The organism is Peribacillus sp. BM1 (assembly GCF_056679975.1).
Map to the genome: position 1 here is coordinate 1,706,071 of NZ_CM155259.1, position 17,521 is coordinate 1,723,591.

Genomic DNA, 17,521 nt, shown 5'->3' on the forward strand with positions numbered 1-17,521 from the left:
ATTAAATGCAAGTGAAAGCTCCATCGATGATAAAGTCAGATCCTGTAGTAAAGCTGCTAGTGTCTCCTGCCAGATAAACACAAATGGACTGAAGTTCTTCTGGTCTACCCATTCGGTGAAGCGGTGCCATTTCATTCCACTGTTCGATCAATGGCTGTAAGTTTGGAGAATTTAAGGTGAGTTCTGTTCCGATATATCCTGGACTAATACAATTTACCCGTACATTTCTTGTTGCCCATTCTACTGCCAGCGATTTGGTTAACTGGATGACACCTGCTTTAGATGCGTTGTACGAGCACTGTGGTTGCGGCACGTTGACAATATGTCCTGACATCGAAGCCGTATTAATAATCGAACCGCCACCTTGTTTTAACATGACTTTTCCCGCTGCTTGTGCTGTTAAAAATACACCGGTAAGATTAATATCAATGACTTTTTTCCACTGTTCATAGGTCATTTCCTCTGCTGGCACATTCATGCAGATTCCAGCATTACAAAAAGCAACATCTAAACGTCCAAATGCTTCTAGGATGGTTTCGATCATGGCATCTACCTCTGCTGGGTTGGTGACATCTGTCTTGATGGCAATGGACTTGATCCCATTATTTTTTTCAAGTTCCTGAGCTGTCTTTGTGGCTTCCTCAATATCCAGGTCCACAATCGCTATATCTGCTCCTGCTTCAGCAAAAGCTGTTGCGACACTTTTACCAATCCCTCTTGCCCCGCCTGTTACAAAAATCTTCTTTCCGTCTAATCTCATTTTTTCAATAATCCCCATTTTCCCCAATTCCTTTTTTGTTAATTTATTTTGTAAAATACTTTTATAAAATACATTTACATAATAAAACGATTTTCTCTTATAGTCAATAAATATAAAATCTATAATTGGCAGATACTTTATGACAAAGATGTGATTGTATCCGTTCTTGTGATATATTTGAAGAGTTAAAGTAAGTGCTTTTATAAAATTAGTTTATAAAATGGGGTGTTTTTTTCATGGACAATAGCATCACGTTTAAAGATATAAAAAAAAGCAATTATTCATCGATTTACCACCTCATTTTTCAAAATGAGAAGCTTTCGAAACAAGAAATTGCTAATCAGCTTCATTTGAGTTTACCGACGGTCACCCAGAATCTCGTTCGTTTGGAAAAGGAAAAATTGATTGAGAAGAGCGGGCAGTTTGAATCTTCTGTGGGAAGGCGTGCAACAGCTTATGCCATTTTCCCTCAGGCTCGGATTAGCATTGGGGTAGAGATTCAGAAGAGGACCGTACAGATTCTGGCCATTGATTTGCGTGGTCATGCTTTTCAACAAGAGAGATTAGCGATGGATTATTCTAATGAAGATCGTTATTATAAAGAGTTAAGTCAAGCAGTACAATCTTTCATCTCGTCACTCGATGTGATAGATGAGCAGGTTCTAGGTATTGGTTTTGCGGTACAAGGATTAACATCAAATGACGGGGAAAAAATCACATATGGAAAAATATTAATCGCTACAGGATTAGATATTGAAGTGTTTTCAAAGTATCTTCCTTATCCATGTATGTTTTTACATGATGCTAAGTGTGCGGCAACAACAGAGTTGTGGGTAAGAAATGATATTGGCGATGCAGTCTATCTATCGATTGGTCCGCACCTTGGGGGTGCGATTATCATAAATAGTCAAATTTATATGGGGAAAGAAGGACATAGTGGAACGGTCGAACATATGACGATTATTCCTGATGGTCCTACTTGCTACTGCGGGAAGAAAGGATGCATGGAAACGATTAGCTCTGTTCATGCACTTCTAGATGATGATGAAACATTAGATTTCTTTTTTCTACAAGTCCGTTCCAGAATTCCTTCTTATGTGAAGAGGTGGAATACCTTTTTAGATCATTTAGCCATTTCAATCAACAATATTCATCTTGTTCTGAACAGTGAATTTATTCTAGGCGGATATCTATCTCCTTATTTAACGGAATATGATATCGAAACACTTCATGAAAAAGTAAACGAAAAAACGGCATTTCCTAGCAATGACCCATTTATTTTTATCAGCCGTTCACTGGCAAATGGAGTACCCATTGGTGCCGCTATCCCATATATTCAATCATTTTTGAATGGGATTTAATGGGATTAATATGTATCTTTCTTAATCAAAATGAAACAAGGGAACTGTCTCTAAATAGCATGGACTACTGAAGATTTATTCGAAAAAGCAGAAATCACAGTTTTAAAAGAGATAGTGATGCAGAGAATCAAAGGGCACAGGTGATGACATGATACATACCTACTTAGGTGAAACAATACGATTTGAAATCACATACAAAAATCGTACATCTATAGGGATTATAATAGATAGTTATGGAAATATTGAAGTTCAAGCTCCAAAAGGGACACCTAATGGCAGTGTGCTTCAGTTATTAGAGGATAAGTGGGATCTTATTCAGCAAAAATTGAAAGAAATGAAAGATAGGCTGCAAGGACCGCGAAAAAAGGACTATGAGTATGGTGAGAGTTTTCTTTATATGGGGAAGTCCTATCCAATAGAGATTTTTCAAGATATCAATATAACGCAAGACCATGTAGTGTTTAAAGAAGAAAAGTTACATATTTATGTAAAGCGGTCTGACACTGAAAAAATAAAACAAGCATTAAAACGATTTTATTACCAGCAGTGCAAGGGTTTAGTGGAGAAGAGTATATCCTCCTATCAGCGGAACTTCAAAACAAAGCCACGTTCTGTTCGTCTTACGGATAGCCAAACTACCTGGGGCACCTGTGATTCAAATCGGCAGTTAACGTTTAATTGGAGACTGGCAATGGCACCACAGGAGGTAATTGACTATGTAGTCGTTCATGAAATGTGCCATATGGTTCATATGAATCACGACCGATCCTTCTGGCGCCTTGTTGGAAAAATAATGCCTGATTATAAGGAAAAGGAAAGCTGGCTGACTTTATCAGGATGGAAAATGACCATCTAGTAGTCCATTTAGCTAGTTACAAAATGCAAATTAACAAGTTTATCATGTGGATAGGAATAACTCACCAGCACCTCATTTGTTGCCACATACACTGGGGACATGTCGAGTGTATCTCGTAGCTCATTTTAAAAGAAGGCAACTAACCCTTGTAGGTGTTGCCTTTTAACGTTTCCTGCAACGTATGAACACTTCCATTTGACTGACCCCAGTAAACGGAAACGTTACAATTCAGGGGCTAAGGCATCATTTTTTCGTTATTGAAATAGTAGGAATTGACAGATTGGATACTTTACCCGTAAAGTTGCTTATTATGCAAACTAGAACGGAGGAGAACAGATGCAATTCATTAATAATCTACTTCTGGATATGGGATTAGATCCTAGATTAGTAGAATATCTTTCGATTATAATCAAGATTCTGCTAATAGGACTTATCTGTATCGTAGCAAATTATATTTCAAAGAAAATTGTGATCAGGATCATTACTCGTATCGTTACAAACTCCAAAATCAAGTGGGGTAAAATCATTTTGGATAGACAAGTTTTTCGAAAGTTATCCCATATTGTTCCTGCGATCATTATTTATTCGTTTTCTTCAACATTTCCAACCTATCAATCAATTATCGAAAAATTGGCCATTAACTATATCATTATTGTAGGGTTAGTGTTTATTCAAAGCTTACTTAATGCACTTAATGATATTTATCAAACCTTTGAAATATCCAAGGTTAAGCCTATTAAAGGATATATTCAGGTGGTTAACATTATTATCATGACTTTCGGGTTCATCTTAGTTATCTCGAATCTGATAGGGGAGAGTCCTCTTATCCTATTAAGTGGTATTGGTGCTCTCTCGGCAGTTCTGATGTTAGTATTTAAAGATTCGTTATTAGGACTAGTGGCAGGAATTCAGTTAACGGCCAATGATATGGTTCGGGTTGGGGACTGGATTGAAGTGCCAAAGTATGGAGCAGATGGTGACGTTATTGATATTTCTTTACATACCGTAAAGATTCAAAATTTTGACAAAACAATTACGATGATACCAAGTTATGCCCTTATTTCCGATTCTTTTATAAACTGGAGAGGGATGCAAAGCTCAGGCGGCCGACGAATCAAGCGCCCTTTGTATATAGATACCAGTAGTATCACGTTTTGCACCGAGGAAATGATTGAGAAATTTATAAAAGTTCATTACCTTTCAGACTTCATTATTCAAAAGGAAAAGGAAATTACTGAGTACAATGCCAAAAATGAAATAGATAGGAACAATCGTGTGAATGGTAGGGCCCTTACCAATATCGGTGTTTTTAGGGTGTATATCAGCAATTACCTCAAGAATCACCATGGAATCAATCAGAATATGAGCTTAATGGTTAGGCAGCTGGGGCATAGTGAACACGGGTTGCCTATAGAAATTTATGCATTTACCAATGAGGTACAGTGGGCAGTGTATGAATCTGTGCAATCTGATATCTTTGACCATCTATTTGCTGTTGCACCAGAGTTTGGACTTAGAGTATTCCAGAATCCATCTGGGGCTGATTTAAGAAACATGGTAGAAGAATCGAGCAACAAAGCCTTGATTGGCGAAAGAAGCTATTGAAATAATCAATCACCGAAACAAAACCGACTGTTTTAAATAAGAGGCCACTGAAAAAGTCCTTTTAAAGAGAAAAAGAAGCTAACGACCAACTATATATAGGTCGTTAGCTTCTTCTATTGTCTGTGTATCGATAAAAATTTTCGCTACTTTCAAAATACGTTACTTTTTCAGTGCGCTCCTTTAGAGGTGGAGTAGTTAGCGGTAATCAAGTGGTTATTAATAGGGGCTTTCCAGAAGTTTCGCGCCTTTTCGGAGGCCTTTATTTCATAGCTATTTCAAGGAAGAGCAGAGAATAAAACTTACATTTTACCTCAAAATAAATTGTGTTGTCAATAAGAAATTTGTAATTTTTCAAAATAAATGTTATAATTGTTTTTTCAATCGTATTCCGAATTCCGCTGTATTTTTTTGCAGATAGAATTATGGATACGTTTTTTTAATCCTTTTTTAAACCGAAGAAAAATTCAAACAGTCGTGTGAGCTTTAAAGGTAAGTTAGTTGAATAAAATTATCAAGTAACTATCTAATAGTAACCGAGTTTTTATTCTCCAAGGAGGCCTAGAATAATGAATCTAATCAATAAGAAAGTTACGCACAAGCGTTTTGGCATGGGTAGTATAGTTGAACATAATGATTCAAGTATTGAAATACATTTCGCATCGGAAAATAAAAAGTTTGTTTTCCCCGATGTATTTGGAAAGCACCTAAAACTACATGATGAAAGTGTTGCTAATTCACTCGAAGAAATTATACAAAAAAAGGAAATGAAACGAAATGAGGAAGAATTGAAGAAGGAAGAGGAAAAAAAACTACAACGAAAAAACCAGGAACTTCGCTTGGAACATGAAAAACTTATGAAAAATCATAAACTTCATCCCGAATCACAAATGGTTTTTTGGTGTGACACAGAAGAACAGAATAGTTCTTTTTCAGAGTGGAAGGTTTTTTCAGGCGTAATAAAAAGTGGTAATAACAAGGGGAAACCAAACAAACCCATCCGCTTGCACCAAAATAGCGCTGTCCTGTTAACAGCAATAGATTCCAGCATGCCTGAAAAAGACAGACGTATCTTAGGTGTCTATATGGTGAATGAAGATTTTATCGGTAAGCTTTGTGAAGATGGATCTATTCCTGCTCATTCAAAATACAGACTCCAACTTACAGAACAGGAATCGGATCAGATGCTTTTTTGGGAATATTATGTAAATGAAAAATCCCCCCAAAAAATGACTTGGAATACAGGTAAATACCGTTATTTTGATAATTCATGGATGGCTCAAATTTTGCTTGATATAGTTTCGTTGAAAAGGGACCCAAAGGAACGAGAGCTGGCACAACAATTTTTTGAACATTTTTGTAAAATGAATCAGATAACAGATCAAGAGTTACCAAAGCCTAATGGCACATTAATGCGTATTTAGACGTTAGCCCAAAGATAACAAGAATGACAGGGGACTGACACATTTTTCCCACCCATCACTAATGGCGAACAGTGCCTGGCTCTGTTTGCTAATAAGCGTGTAAATAAATCAGATCTTCCTGCCGTTATTTTACTTGGCTTTTTAGCAGTATGTTTGATTGGGGTTTGTTGATTGTAACTGCTGTGATTGTTCATGGGATAGCTAACTGATTTGAAATCAAAATATAAGGTATGTAGATGCTTCAAAGGCTTCCATTTTTCAAATTTAGAACCATTCGCAGCCATGTTTATGGGGCTTTCGGGAGTTAATCACTCCCTCCTACTCGATTTTTCGTGCAACGAATTAACAAAGCTATATAAATTAATGGGTGCAAGAGTGAAATAAGACAATCAATATATTGATTAAATCAGTCTGTCGAGAAAGTCTCGACAGACTTTATTGTTTTATGAATATTTAAACAATTCATCGCTTTAATTTACTATAATATAAGTAATTAAACTAATAATGCCTTTCAGGGGTGGCTAGACTTGTAGCGAACTGAAAGAAGCATAGAAGATAAGAAAAAATCAGAAAGGATGACAAAATGTCAGAAATAAAAGATGAAATCATATTAAGAGGGCTTAAAGAACATAATCTAAAAAATGTCGATTTAAATATTCCAAAAGAAAAAATCATCGTATTTACTGGTCTTTCAGGCTCAGGAAAGAGCTCAGTCGTTTTTGATACATTAGCAACAGAAAGTAGAAGACAAATGACTTTGAACTATCCTCTCTATGTCAGAAATCAAATGCCAAGGTACGAAAGGCCCCACGCAGATCTTATGCAAAACTTAAGCCCGGTTATCGTAGTAGAGCAAAGACCGATAGGAGGCAATTCCCGCTCAACAGTGGGCACTTATATGGATATAAATCCATTAATTAGACTTTTGTTTTCGAGAATAGGAAATCCATCAATAGGTTCTGCTAACGATTTTTCGAGTCAAAGTTCCTTTGGTAGATGTCCAGAATGTGGTGGATATGGGGAGGTCATTGCGCCAGATCTAAATAAGATGATCGATTACGATAAGTCACTTCGAGATTATGCAGTGAAATTTAAGCCATTATCGCCTTCAGGTTGGCAAGGTAATTGGATGATGACCTGCGGATTATTCGATCCAGATAAACCCATAAAGGACTATTCAGAAGAAGAACTTCACCTACTAGTATATGGTCCCCGAGAAGGTGAAAGAGCCTATGCACCGTTTCACACAAAACATGGACCTCAAAACGCAGAGTGGGATGGGTTATTGCCTCGATTTACGCGCCTTTATATAAATAGAGATATCTCAAAACTACAACAAGTATCCCAAGATGACGTCCTAGCAGTGTCCACACATTCATTATGCTCAACCTGCCAAGGTTTAGGTCTAAGCCCAAAGGTATTAGAATGTAGAATAAATGGTCTAAATATCGCAGAATATGATCAATTAGAGCTTCCAGAAATACTAGAAGAACTAAGGAACATTAAAGATCCTATGGGAGAATCTATCGCACAACAAGCAATCCCACATGTAAAACAACTAGTCGACATGGGACTAGCATATTTGAGTCTATCAAGAAAAATGGGCACCCTGTCCAGTGGCGAAGCGCAAAGGGTAAAAATCGCTCGTCATTTAGGGAGCAGTCTAAACAATATCACATACATTTTCGACGAACCAAGTGCAGGACTTCATCCAGAAGAAGTGGATCTGTTAATACAGATGCTAAAAAGGATAAAAGACCAACATAATACTGTAATCGTAATCGAACACAATCTATCAGTAATAAAAGTAGCGGATGAAATAATAGAAATGGGACCAGGAGCAGGTGTAAATGGAGGAGAGGTTGTCTATCAAGGAAAATTAGAAGGACTAAAAAACTCTCCCACCGCAACAGCCCTAAACCACAAGCTAAAAATAAATAGAAATCCAAGGGATATAAAAAGTTATTTTACAATAAACAGAGCAAGTAACAATAACTTAAAAAATATAAGCGTAAATATTCCTAAAAATGTTTTAGTCTCTATATGTGGAGTATCAGGTTCAGGTAAAAGCTCCTTAATATTAGAAGCGTTCACAGAAAGATATCCAGAAACCATCATGGTAGGACAAGGCGGCATCGGAATCTCTAACCGTTCGACCCTAGCTACATATATGGGAATAATGGACGATATTCGCGCAATATTTGCAAAAGAAACAGGACAACCAGCAGGTTTGTTCAGCTTTAACTCCCAAGGAGCATGTCCTATCTGCAAAGGAAAAGGAGACCTAACGCCAGAAGTAGCATTTGCAGATCCGGTGACAATCTCTTGTGAAGCATGTGGCGGTACGAGATATTCAGACGAAGCGCTTGTCTATCAATATCAAGATAAAAATATAGTAGAGATTTTAGATTTAACAATAGACGAGGCTATTCATTATTTTAAAATACCTAAGATTATAAAAAGAGTGCATACGCTAAAAGACGTAGGATTAGGGTATCTGACCTTAGGACAGACGACAAGTTCTCTAAGCGGAGGAGAAATCCAACGTCTAAAACTCGCAAGCCACTTACAAAAAGAAGGACAAATTTACCTATTAGACGAGCCATCCTTAGGACTACACACAGAAGATAATGAAAAACTCTTAGACGTATTTCAAAATCTCGTAAACAGAGGTAATTCTGTCATCATAATCGAACATAATTTAAACTTTATAGCGGCGAGCGACTGGGTAATAGAATTGGGTCCAGGAGGAGGAAAACAAGGTGGACAAATTATATTAGAAGGTACACCAGAAGAAATGTTACATGCAGAGACATTGACAGCGAAATGGTTAAAGGCTGAAGTTAGAAAAGATTTCACTTAAAATGTGGATTTATTTTAATGCAACACTAGTGACATCTACTTAAACCATTATGAGTAACAACAATAAGGGGGAAACTGACATGACAAAGAGTGATAAAAAGGAATTGTTACTAGAACAACGTGAAGAATTACTTAGAGTGTTGAAAGCACGTTTTGAGAAAAATATGCACCGCCATAAAGGTGTTGAATGGGTTAATGTCCAAGCAAAGCTGGATGCTAATACTGAAAAACTGTGGTCGCTTAATGAGATGGAAATAACCGGTGGTGAACCGGATGTTATTGTTCATGATAAAAAGGCAGGCGAATACATTTTTTATGATTGTTCAGCGGAAAGTCCTAAAGGCCGCAGAAGTGTTTGTTACGACCGTGAAGCGTTGGAGTCAAGGAAAAAACATAAACCAGAAAATAACGCTATTGATATGGCTGCTGACATGGGTATTGAGATTTTAACGGAAGAACAGTACCGGGAGCTGCAGAAATTTGGAAATTTCGATACTAAAACATCGAGCTGGGTGAAAACACCTGCTAATATTAGAGAACTCGCTGGGGCCATCTTTTGTGATCGTCGCTACGACACTGTCTTTGTATACCACAATGGAGCAGAGTCTTATTATGCTGCTAGAGGTTTCCGTGGTTCATTAAGGGTTTAAAATCTTGGTCTGTAACGTTGCCTAGTGAAGGGACGTAGGTGGCTTCTACCCCATGGGTATAGATTTTGCCATAAAGTTATATCATCAAAACTCTTTGGTTATTTTGTATAAAAGTTATGTGATATCCATGTAGAGTGTGTCTCGCAACTCATTAAAAAAAGGCAACTAACGAATCTTAGCTGATAAAATAAATCAGCTATCAAAGAAGTATAGCCTAATACAAATTTAGGAGTATTTGCTGTTCAACTAAAGATGAATAAGAAATTGTGTAAAGATGTATAAAAATAGGCAAGATTCCACTAAAATAGGAACCAAGCCTATATACTTAAACCCACCAACGCGCATGTGTGTGGCAGTTTATATTAAATTTGTAACCCAAAAATAAACATTTCCGATCAGTTTGATAAAAAGTGTTTAAGCATGGTATGAGTGTAAAAGAAGCAGGGGCATTTTTGCTTTTTAATTTTGGGATAAAGATTTGACCAGGTATCGCATAATGAGAGGACTTGAATTTAAATATGATAGATAATTTTTGGCGTGATTTACCACGTCCGTTTTTTGTACTGGCACCAATGGAAGATGTGACAGATGTTGTTTTTCGTCACGTAGTAAGTAAAGCCGGTCGACCGGATGTATTTTTCACAGAGTTTACAAACTCGGATAGCTATTGTCATCCAGAGGGCATGAAAAGTGTGCGTGGCCGTTTGACTTTTACAGAAGATGAACAGCCAATGGTGGCACATATTTGGGGGGATAATCCCGAATATTTCCGTCAAATGAGTATTGGCATGGCAGAGCTAGGATTTAAAGGCATCGATATTAATATGGGCTGCCCTGTACCGAATGTGGCATCGAGAGGGAAAGGTAGTGGCCTTATTCTGCGTCCAGACGTTGCGGCAGAACTTATTCAAGCAGCAAAGCTGAGCGGACTGCCTGTCAGCGTGAAAACACGACTTGGCTATAATGACGTAAATGAGTGGGAGGAGTGGCTAACGCATATTTTAAAACAGGATATTGCGAACCTTTCTATTCATTTACGTACAAGAAAGGAAATGAGCCAAGTAGATGCGCATTGGGAGTTAATTCCGGAAATTAAAAAAATACGTGACCGTATCGCACCGAATACGCTGCTAACAATCAATGGAGACATTCCTGACCGTCAAACTGGGCTGCAGCTTGCTGAACAATATGGTATTGATGGCGTTATGATTGGGCGAGGGATTTTTAAAAATCCTTTTGCTTTTGAAAAAGAGCCAAAAGAGCATAGCAGTAAAGAATACCTTGATCTTTTAAGACTGCAGCTTGATCTTCAAGATCAATATGCGGAAGCACTGCCACGTTCAATCACAGGGCTTCATCGCTTTTTCAAAATTTATGTCAAAGGATTCCGTGGAGCTGGAGAATTAAGAAATCAATTGATGAACACGAAATCAACAGATGAAGTGCGTGCACTGCTCGATAACTTTGGGTCAAAGAATGTTGATGGGATGGGGGAACAGTAGAAGTGCCCCAATTCAAGGTAAATGCGAAGCGGGACGTTAAACTGATGTGACCCCAAAAAGTTAGAGCTTATATGAAGCAGTTAATTGGCTGGTGTGAATGCGGTATTGAACCGAGCTCATTCCCGCCAATTTTTGCTTTATGCGTTTGTTATTATACTAAGCTATATTAGGGTATGAATTTGCAAATTAAAAGTACACAAATGGGAGATCATTATTCTCTTCAATATAATTGAACCTTGGAATGAAAGCCGTCATGTTAAGTTGAACCATACCATAAGTAAATGAGGTTTTTTAATGTATTTTTAAAGAACAAAAATTCGATTCTTAGATCAATATTTCCTTCAAGCAGAAACATTAATCTTGATAAGTTCTTTTGCAATTGTCCGCTTGATTTTTAGAGGTAAGCACCTAGTCCAATTTAAAAAGCAGTATCAAAGAACAACTCAACGTTCTTGATACTTCTTTTTAAATTGGAGGTACTGTAGGAAGCATACCAAGGCGTTCGTAGCCTTTCTCTTATGCCGCTTTCTTTTGCTTTTGGTCTAAGCGATGACTTAAGAAAGTTAGAAGACTTGCAAAGATAGCAAGTAGCCCACCGACTAATGCCACACTTATCAAATTTCCCTGATGGTAAACAATTCCGCCTAATGCGGAACCAAAGGCGATACCGACATTGCTTGCTACTGGCATCAGTGAAGCAGCTAGACCTGTAGCTTTTGGTTGATAAATACCGGCAAGGTCTATCAAATAAAGCTGGATAGATGTTGTTAAGAGGATGGCCATTAATGACATCAAGCTAATGTTAACCAATCCAAAGATAAAATTATTTGTCGTCCAATATAAACTGATCAGAACAATGGCTTGAACGAGGAAAACAAACCGGAGGCGTCCGATCGCATTGTAGTTGGCAATTTTACCAGCGAGTATGTTGCTGAAAATAGAAATAAATCCGTAACCAAACAGGATCAAACTGATTGAACTACTTGGTGCTTCCATTCCTTTCAGGATCGGAACAAGATACGTATAAACGGCATACGTCGCTCCAAATCCAAGCGATGGAATGAAAAAAGCCATTAAGATTCGTGGGTGTGTTAATAAAGAAAATTGATCACGCATCGAACTGCGAAATGGATTGTGCATAGTAGGCAAAACGAAGAAAGATGCCAAAAACGCAATTCCACCGAGAAAAGTCGTTAACAGGAAGGTTGCATTCCAGTTGTACCATTCAGCGATGACAGTGCCTATTGGTACTCCAATCACGTTTGCAAGAGTAAAACCACCGAAAACGAATGATATAGCAAGTCCACGTTTTGCGATCGGCATGGTTTCACTTGCAACAATCATAGCAAGTGAAATTAAAACTCCTGTTACAATCGCAGTCATCATCCGAAGTGTAAGGAGCATGATGTAGCTCGTCGAAATCACACACAAAGCATTCAGGATGATGAACAAACCTATCAAAAACAACATCCATTTACGCTTTGGAAAATGGCTTGTTGTCGACATCACGAGTGGTGTGGCAATGGCGAACGTAATCGCAAACGCAGAAACGAGTGTGCCTGCTTTTGCATTTGTTATATGGAGACTCGAGGAAATATCGGTTAAGATCCCGATGATAACAAATTCGCTTGTCCCGAGAACAAATGTTAATAAAGTAAGTGTTAAGATGAGTAACCAATGTCGCTTGGATAATTCTGTGGCGTGCATAAATACCTCTTTTCTTAGATGAATGTAAATGTGTCACAGGGTAGATAAACAGTTTAACTATCATACCATAAAACCTTTTTACGAGGAAAACCCTTGCTTAGTTATCATTGATCATTTCTATAAAAATTGATTAACGATATTTCTTTCATTGGTGGCTCATTATTTCATTCCAGGAGAAAAATTGACTGCTAGTAAGGCAATTGGGATCTTGATCGGAATATTTGGGTTGTTTTTAGCAATGGATATTCAGTTTGGAGGAAATATATGAGCTCCCCTTCTTGCGTTAAGCTCTGCAGTAACATGGGCGTTTTTCAGTTTAATTTTCAAAAAGAAATTGCAAGGCTGTGACACTATTCAACTTACTACATGGCAAATGGGAGCGGGAGCTATTGGCTTGTTTACTTATTCGATCAGTTTTGAACATGGTCAGTCACATTGGAGTCTTATGGCTACAGTATACCTTTTATATTCTGGCGTTTTGGCATCTGCATTAGCTTTTGTTATCTGGTCTCATATTCTATCTAAAATGGAAGCTAGTAAAGCATCGATTTCTTTGCTAATAGTACCCGCAGTTGGTACTCTGTCAGGGGTTTTATTTTTAAAAGAGGATTTAACTACTATTACATTGTTAGGGATAATTTTGGCGCTTTTAGGAATTTGTTTGGTAAATCGTATAGGTTCTACCCGTACCACATTTATAAAATTAACAGATAAATAAGATAAGTGAATAGATTACCTAGGTAAACACACGACTTTTGTGTCAACTGTATAAGTGACTCCTATTTTACATGAGAATCTCTCTTTTTAATGCAATTTTTTTGGTAGAAATCAGATAATCAACATACGTAATATTATATTAGTAAACAAATATAAACAATTGTTAAAAATATTAACAGTTGTTTTCTATTTGTTGACGAGACCTTAAATCGTTGTTATGATAAATGTAAATTTAATGTAGAATTATGTCGTATAATATTGGGGATATGGCCCAAAAGTTTCTACCAAGCCGCCGTAAAGGGCTTGACTACGAGCTGAGTTTTAATTGAAAGAGGGAGTCTCTTTCTTATTTACTCATGCCCTAGTCAAGCGCTCCGGTAGATATCGGAGCGTTTTTTTATCGTTTAAGTAATATTTAATTCTAGATTTTATTATACTAAGAAAGTTTTGTACGCTCTTAATGTGTAATAAAGTGTGCCCCATTCCAGTGCTAGGAAAACAGTTGGATCAATTCGTAAAGTAAAATAAAAATTCAATTTGGAAGGATTGAGAAAGAATGAAAAAGAAAATTTACTTTAATCATGATGGCGGTGTAGATGATCTTGTTTCTCTATTTTTATTACTACAAATGGATACCATTGAACTAACTGGTGTTTCCGTCATACCAGCTGATTGTTATTTAGAACCAGCTATGTTTGCAAGCCGAAAAATCATTGATCGCTTTGGAAAAGACAGTCTAGATGTAGCAGAGTCAAATTCTCGCGGAAAAAATCCTTTTCCTAAAGATTGGCGTTTGCACGCTTTCTTTGTGGATGCCTTGCCAATATTAAATGAATCCGGAAAGATTGTTACACCAGTAGCGGAGAAACCAGCACATCTTCATATGATAGATGCAATTCACGCTTCAGATGAAAAAACTACTCTTTTATTCACCGGTCCACTTACGGATCTTGCTCGTGCACTAGATGAAGACCCTTCTATTGAAGAAAAAATCGATCGACTCGTATGGATGGGCGGCACATTTCGTGATGTAGGAAATGTGGAAGAGCCCGAACATGATGGGACAGCGGAATGGAATGTATTTTGGGACCCTGAAGCAGCTGGTCGAGTATGGAAAAGTAGTATACAAATTGATTTAGTAGCGCTTGAAAGCACTAGCCAGGTACCTCTTACAGTAGATATACGTAATCGTTGGGCATCTGAACGCAAACACCTCGGTGTTGATTTTATTGGCCAATGTTATGCGATGTGCCCGCCGTTGGTTCATTTTACAACAAATTCAACATATTTCTTATGGGATGTCTTAACAACAGCATTTGTTGGTAATAGTGATCTTGTAAAAGTGAAAAGAATTAATAGTATCGTGCATACAGATGGGCCGAGTCAGGGGCGTACAGAAGAAACAGACAATGGTCGCCCAGTAAATGTGGTTTATGATGTAAATTCTAATGCTTTCTTCGATTATATTACCGAATTATCTAAAAAAGCTTAATCTATAACATACAGATTTTGAAATAGATGGTTAATTAACATGAGATCACAGTTTTGTTGAAATTAATGTTAATAACTATCTTGAAAGCTTAAAGAACGTTCGTATTTGTGAACCATTGATCGTAGTACATTTAGAGAGAAGTTCTTAATGTATTACGATCAATATAATTGATTGTATTTTTTATAGAAAAAATTAAGGTGCGAGTAAGTCAAATACCAATATTATAGATGTTGTTAATTGAATTTTCGGAAATTTAGTAAGTGATTCTAATTTAATATCAAGATTTTAATAAAAGAGTTTAGAAAATTTAGTTTCAGCACAAAAAGCATAGTTGGAGGAAAAAATGACTATAAAATCAAGACTTAAAATTATGATGTCTCTTCAGTTTTTTATTTGGGGATGTTGGCTTGTTACACTTGGCTCATATATGTTCAATACTTTGCATTTTACCGGCACACAAGTTGGAGGTGTTTATAGCACAATAGGGCTTGCTTCTCTTCTAATGCCAAGTCTTGTAGGGATTATTGCAGATCGTTGGATAAAAGCAAATAGATTATATGGAATTTGCCATTTCCTTGGAGCGATTTTCTTATTTTCAGCTGCAGGGATTTCAGAACCTAATCTCATGTTTTGGGCTATGCTTTTTAACGCAATGGTTTACATGCCAACGATTTCTTTATCTTATACGATTTCATATTTTTGCCTAGAAAAAGAAGGGCTTGATACAACGAAATACTTCCCTTCTGTTCGTGTTTTTGGAACAATTAGTTTTATTCTTGCGATGTGGATAATTAGTCTTGGTGGATTTGAGCTAAGCAATATTCAGCTTTACATGGCTGCGGGGGCTTCCTTCTTACTTGCACTTTATTCATTTACACTGCCAGATAATCCAACATCAAATGTCAAAAAGGATAATTCGTTAGTAAGTCTTTTAGGTCTAGATGCTTTCGTATTATTTAAGCAAAAGAGAATGGCTATCTTTTTCATTTTTGCTATGCTGTTAGGTGCTGCATTGCAAATTAACCTTGTATTTGCTGATCCATTTTTACATGATTTTGCGTCAATCGCTAACTATAAAGATAGTCTTGTTGTTAAATATCCAGCAATTTTATTATCAATGGGACAAATTGCTGAAGTGTTCTTTATTCTTGCCATTCCTTTTTTCTTACGTAAATTTGGGATTAAGACGGTAATGTTGTTGAGTATGGTGGCGTGGACATTACGCTTTATTCTTTTCGCCTATGGCAACCCATCTAATGTAGGTGTCATTTTATTGCTATTATCAATGATTGTATATGGTGCTGCATTTGACTTCTTTAATATTTCCGGATCTATTTTTGTTGAAAAGGAAGTGGATCGTCGAATTCGTGGAAGTGCACAAGGCTTATTTATGACAATGGTCAACGGAGTCGGTACCTATTTAGGCGCTGTTCTTAGTGGAAAACTGGTGGATTATTTTACGATTAACGGAGTGAGGGATTGGCAAAGTATCTGGTTAGTTTTTGCAGTCTACACATTCGTCCTTGCAATCATTTTTGCTGTAAGTTTTAAATACAAGAATGACCATAATGGAATTAAGAATGTAAATAATGTTGCTTAATAGATATTCTATATCATTTTTGTTTCTGCTTTGAAACGATATTTGGTTTGAAATGTAATCTCTGTGCCTGTCACCACTCGGGTTATGTAGAATTATGTCGAGATTTATAAGGCTACTTGGTGGGGTTCTTTAGCGCTATTGGCAGTCCGAGTCTATCCTTAGCACTTAGGAAAAACTTGAAAAGTATCACGATGTTTGTACATTATTTAGAGTAACCTTCTTCCTAATAACCATTTTGGGCTGTAGGGGGGTTACTTTTTTCTTCAAATTGACCAGTATCCCATGTATTGCCACATACACTCCGCGCATGTGGAGACGGTCTCTCTGCTAGTGAAAAAGTAAAAAATAACCCTTGAAAATACTGTGTTTACAGCGTTTTCAAGGGTTATTTTTTTGAGGGAATTGAAGGATTTTTATTGGGTATTATGGTTGCAATACTTGGAATAAATAGTTCTCCTGTAATTGCACTATATATAGGAAATCTCGATACCGAATCTACTGAAATGATATATAAATTAATGAGAGATATAAATAGAAAGTTCAGTACGACTTTTGTAGTAATAACCCATGATAAAAAAATAACTGAGAAAGCTGATAGAATAGTAGAAATTAAAGATCATATCCAAATAGAAATATAGACAAGTTATCTAAATATAGGGAATATTATTGACAATAGAAAGCTATGATGCTAACATTTTTATAAACCGTAGACGAGGGAGTTAAACTGTTAAACGATCTCTCAGCGAATCCGGGATGGTGTAAGCCGGATAGATGCAGTAACAGCAAGTGGGCCTCAGAGGGCGAAGCGAAAAAAATTTTTAGTAGCTTAGACGTATAGCCAGCGTTATAGGGCTAAGGGTGTTTGTGTGAGCACTCTGCAGAGAAGAGGGTATGTATGATACATATCAAACAAGGTGGTACCGCAAGTTAACACTTGTCCTTGAATTATTATTTAAGGATAGGTGTTTTTTATTATTTTATGGGCCAA

At 37.0% G+C, this 17,521-nt stretch carries 14 protein-coding genes, 1 riboswitch and 1 other annotated feature; of the genes, 11 read left to right on the forward strand and 3 right to left on the reverse strand.

Features of this window, described 5'->3' with window-relative positions; all coding sequences use genetic code 11:
* Position 1 precedes the first annotated feature (1 nt).
* Positions 2–778, reverse strand: coding sequence for an SDR family oxidoreductase (locus tag AC1MGI_RS08245; RefSeq protein ID WP_480349270.1), 777 nt, complete (start codon positions 776–778; stop codon positions 2–4).
* Positions 779–996: 218 nt separating this feature from the next.
* On the opposite strand from AC1MGI_RS08245, the gene AC1MGI_RS08250 reads away from it, so the two are divergent.
* From AC1MGI_RS08250 to AC1MGI_RS08280, 7 genes are all read left to right on the forward strand, one after another.
* A complete protein-coding gene (locus AC1MGI_RS08250) occupies positions 997–2,121 on the forward strand; it encodes an ROK family protein (RefSeq protein WP_480349271.1) in 1,125 nt (374 codons plus the stop codon).
* Positions 2,122–2,269: 148 nt separating this feature from the next.
* Complete coding sequence (locus tag AC1MGI_RS08255; protein WP_480349272.1) at positions 2,270–2,977, forward strand: M48 family metallopeptidase; 708 nt, start codon at positions 2,270–2,272, stop codon at positions 2,975–2,977.
* Positions 2,978–3,313: 336 nt separating this feature from the next.
* Complete coding sequence (locus AC1MGI_RS08260) at positions 3,314–4,582, forward strand: mechanosensitive ion channel family protein (protein WP_480349273.1); 1,269 nt, start codon at positions 3,314–3,316, stop codon at positions 4,580–4,582.
* Positions 4,583–5,148: 566 nt separating this feature from the next.
* Positions 5,149–6,003, forward strand: a complete 855-nt coding sequence (locus tag AC1MGI_RS08265; protein WP_480349274.1) for a malate synthase — start codon at positions 5,149–5,151, stop codon at positions 6,001–6,003.
* A 583-nt stretch (positions 6,004–6,586) separates the two neighbouring features.
* Positions 6,587–8,866 carry an ATP-binding cassette domain-containing protein gene (locus tag AC1MGI_RS08270; protein ID WP_480349275.1) on the forward strand — a complete coding sequence of 760 codons (2,280 nt, stop codon included), beginning with the start codon at positions 6,587–6,589 and terminating at the stop codon, positions 8,864–8,866.
* A gap of 79 nt (positions 8,867–8,945) precedes the next feature.
* Positions 8,946–9,515, forward strand: a complete 570-nt coding sequence (locus AC1MGI_RS08275; RefSeq protein ID WP_480349276.1) for a DUF4256 domain-containing protein — start codon at positions 8,946–8,948, stop codon at positions 9,513–9,515.
* A gap of 518 nt (positions 9,516–10,033) precedes the next feature.
* Positions 10,034–11,017 carry a tRNA dihydrouridine synthase gene (locus AC1MGI_RS08280; RefSeq protein ID WP_480349277.1) on the forward strand — a complete coding sequence of 328 codons (984 nt, stop codon included), beginning with the start codon at positions 10,034–10,036 and terminating at the stop codon, positions 11,015–11,017.
* A gap of 60 nt (positions 11,018–11,077) precedes the next feature.
* Here AC1MGI_RS08280 and AC1MGI_RS08285 read toward each other — a convergent pair whose 3' ends face one another.
* Together AC1MGI_RS08285 and AC1MGI_RS08290 are read right to left on the reverse strand one after the other, a co-directional pair.
* Positions 11,078–11,158 (reverse strand): hypothetical protein, encoded by an 81-nt coding sequence (locus AC1MGI_RS08285; protein WP_480349741.1) that lies wholly within the window; start codon positions 11,156–11,158, stop codon positions 11,078–11,080.
* A 375-nt stretch (positions 11,159–11,533) separates the two neighbouring features.
* Positions 11,534–12,724 carry an MFS transporter gene (locus tag AC1MGI_RS08290; RefSeq protein ID WP_480349278.1) on the reverse strand — a complete coding sequence of 397 codons (1,191 nt, stop codon included), beginning with the start codon at positions 12,722–12,724 and terminating at the stop codon, positions 11,534–11,536.
* A gap of 334 nt (positions 12,725–13,058) precedes the next feature.
* On the opposite strand from AC1MGI_RS08290, the gene AC1MGI_RS08295 reads away from it, so the two are divergent.
* The 4 genes from AC1MGI_RS08295 (at position 13,059) to AC1MGI_RS08310 (ending at position 17,171) form a co-directional block, all read left to right on the forward strand.
* Positions 13,059–13,442: an EamA family transporter gene (locus AC1MGI_RS08295; protein WP_480349279.1), complete on the forward strand. Its 384-nt coding sequence runs from the start codon at positions 13,059–13,061 to the stop codon at positions 13,440–13,442.
* Positions 13,443–13,669: 227 nt separating this feature from the next.
* Positions 13,670–13,771: riboswitch (purine riboswitch) on the forward strand.
* 226 nt (positions 13,772–13,997) lie between these two features.
* Positions 13,998–14,933 (forward strand): nucleoside hydrolase, encoded by a 936-nt coding sequence (locus tag AC1MGI_RS08300; protein WP_480349280.1) that lies wholly within the window; start codon positions 13,998–14,000, stop codon positions 14,931–14,933.
* Positions 14,934–15,276: 343 nt separating this feature from the next.
* On the forward strand, positions 15,277–16,533 hold the full coding sequence (locus tag AC1MGI_RS08305) for a nucleoside permease (RefSeq protein WP_480349281.1): 1,257 nt from the start codon (positions 15,277–15,279) through the stop codon (positions 16,531–16,533).
* Positions 16,534–16,949: 416 nt separating this feature from the next.
* Positions 16,950–17,171 carry a hypothetical protein gene (locus tag AC1MGI_RS08310; RefSeq protein ID WP_480349282.1) on the forward strand — a complete coding sequence of 74 codons (222 nt, stop codon included), beginning with the start codon at positions 16,950–16,952 and terminating at the stop codon, positions 17,169–17,171.
* A gap of 60 nt (positions 17,172–17,231) precedes the next feature.
* Positions 17,232–17,478: a binding site (T-box leader), on the forward strand.
* Positions 17,479–17,521 lie beyond the last annotated feature (43 nt).

What these genes read in the sequence shown, in the direction of transcription:
- AC1MGI_RS08260 (WP_480349273.1), top strand. Translation starts at nt 3,314, where the DNA reads ATGCAATTCATTAATAATCTACTTCTGGATATGGGATTAGATCCTAGA.
- AC1MGI_RS08300 (WP_480349280.1), top strand. Translation starts at nt 13,998, where the DNA reads ATGAAAAAGAAAATTTACTTTAATCATGATGGCGGTGTAGATGATCTT.
- AC1MGI_RS08270 (WP_480349275.1), top strand. Translation starts at nt 6,587, where the DNA reads ATGTCAGAAATAAAAGATGAAATCATATTAAGAGGGCTTAAAGAACAT.
- AC1MGI_RS08250 (WP_480349271.1), top strand. Translation starts at nt 997, where the DNA reads ATGGACAATAGCATCACGTTTAAAGATATAAAAAAAAGCAATTATTCA.
- AC1MGI_RS08265 (WP_480349274.1), top strand. Translation starts at nt 5,149, where the DNA reads ATGAATCTAATCAATAAGAAAGTTACGCACAAGCGTTTTGGCATGGGT.
- AC1MGI_RS08305 (WP_480349281.1), top strand. Translation starts at nt 15,277, where the DNA reads ATGACTATAAAATCAAGACTTAAAATTATGATGTCTCTTCAGTTTTTT.
- AC1MGI_RS08255 (WP_480349272.1), top strand. Translation starts at nt 2,270, where the DNA reads ATGATACATACCTACTTAGGTGAAACAATACGATTTGAAATCACATAC.
- AC1MGI_RS08275 (WP_480349276.1), top strand. Translation starts at nt 8,946, where the DNA reads ATGACAAAGAGTGATAAAAAGGAATTGTTACTAGAACAACGTGAAGAA.
- AC1MGI_RS08290 (WP_480349278.1), bottom strand. Translation starts at nt 12,724, where the DNA reads ATGCACGCCACAGAATTATCCAAGCGACATTGGTTACTCATCTTAACA.
- AC1MGI_RS08245 (WP_480349270.1), bottom strand. Translation starts at nt 778, where the DNA reads ATGGGGATTATTGAAAAAATGAGATTAGACGGAAAGAAGATTTTTGTA.
- AC1MGI_RS08280 (WP_480349277.1), top strand. Translation starts at nt 10,034, where the DNA reads ATGATAGATAATTTTTGGCGTGATTTACCACGTCCGTTTTTTGTACTG.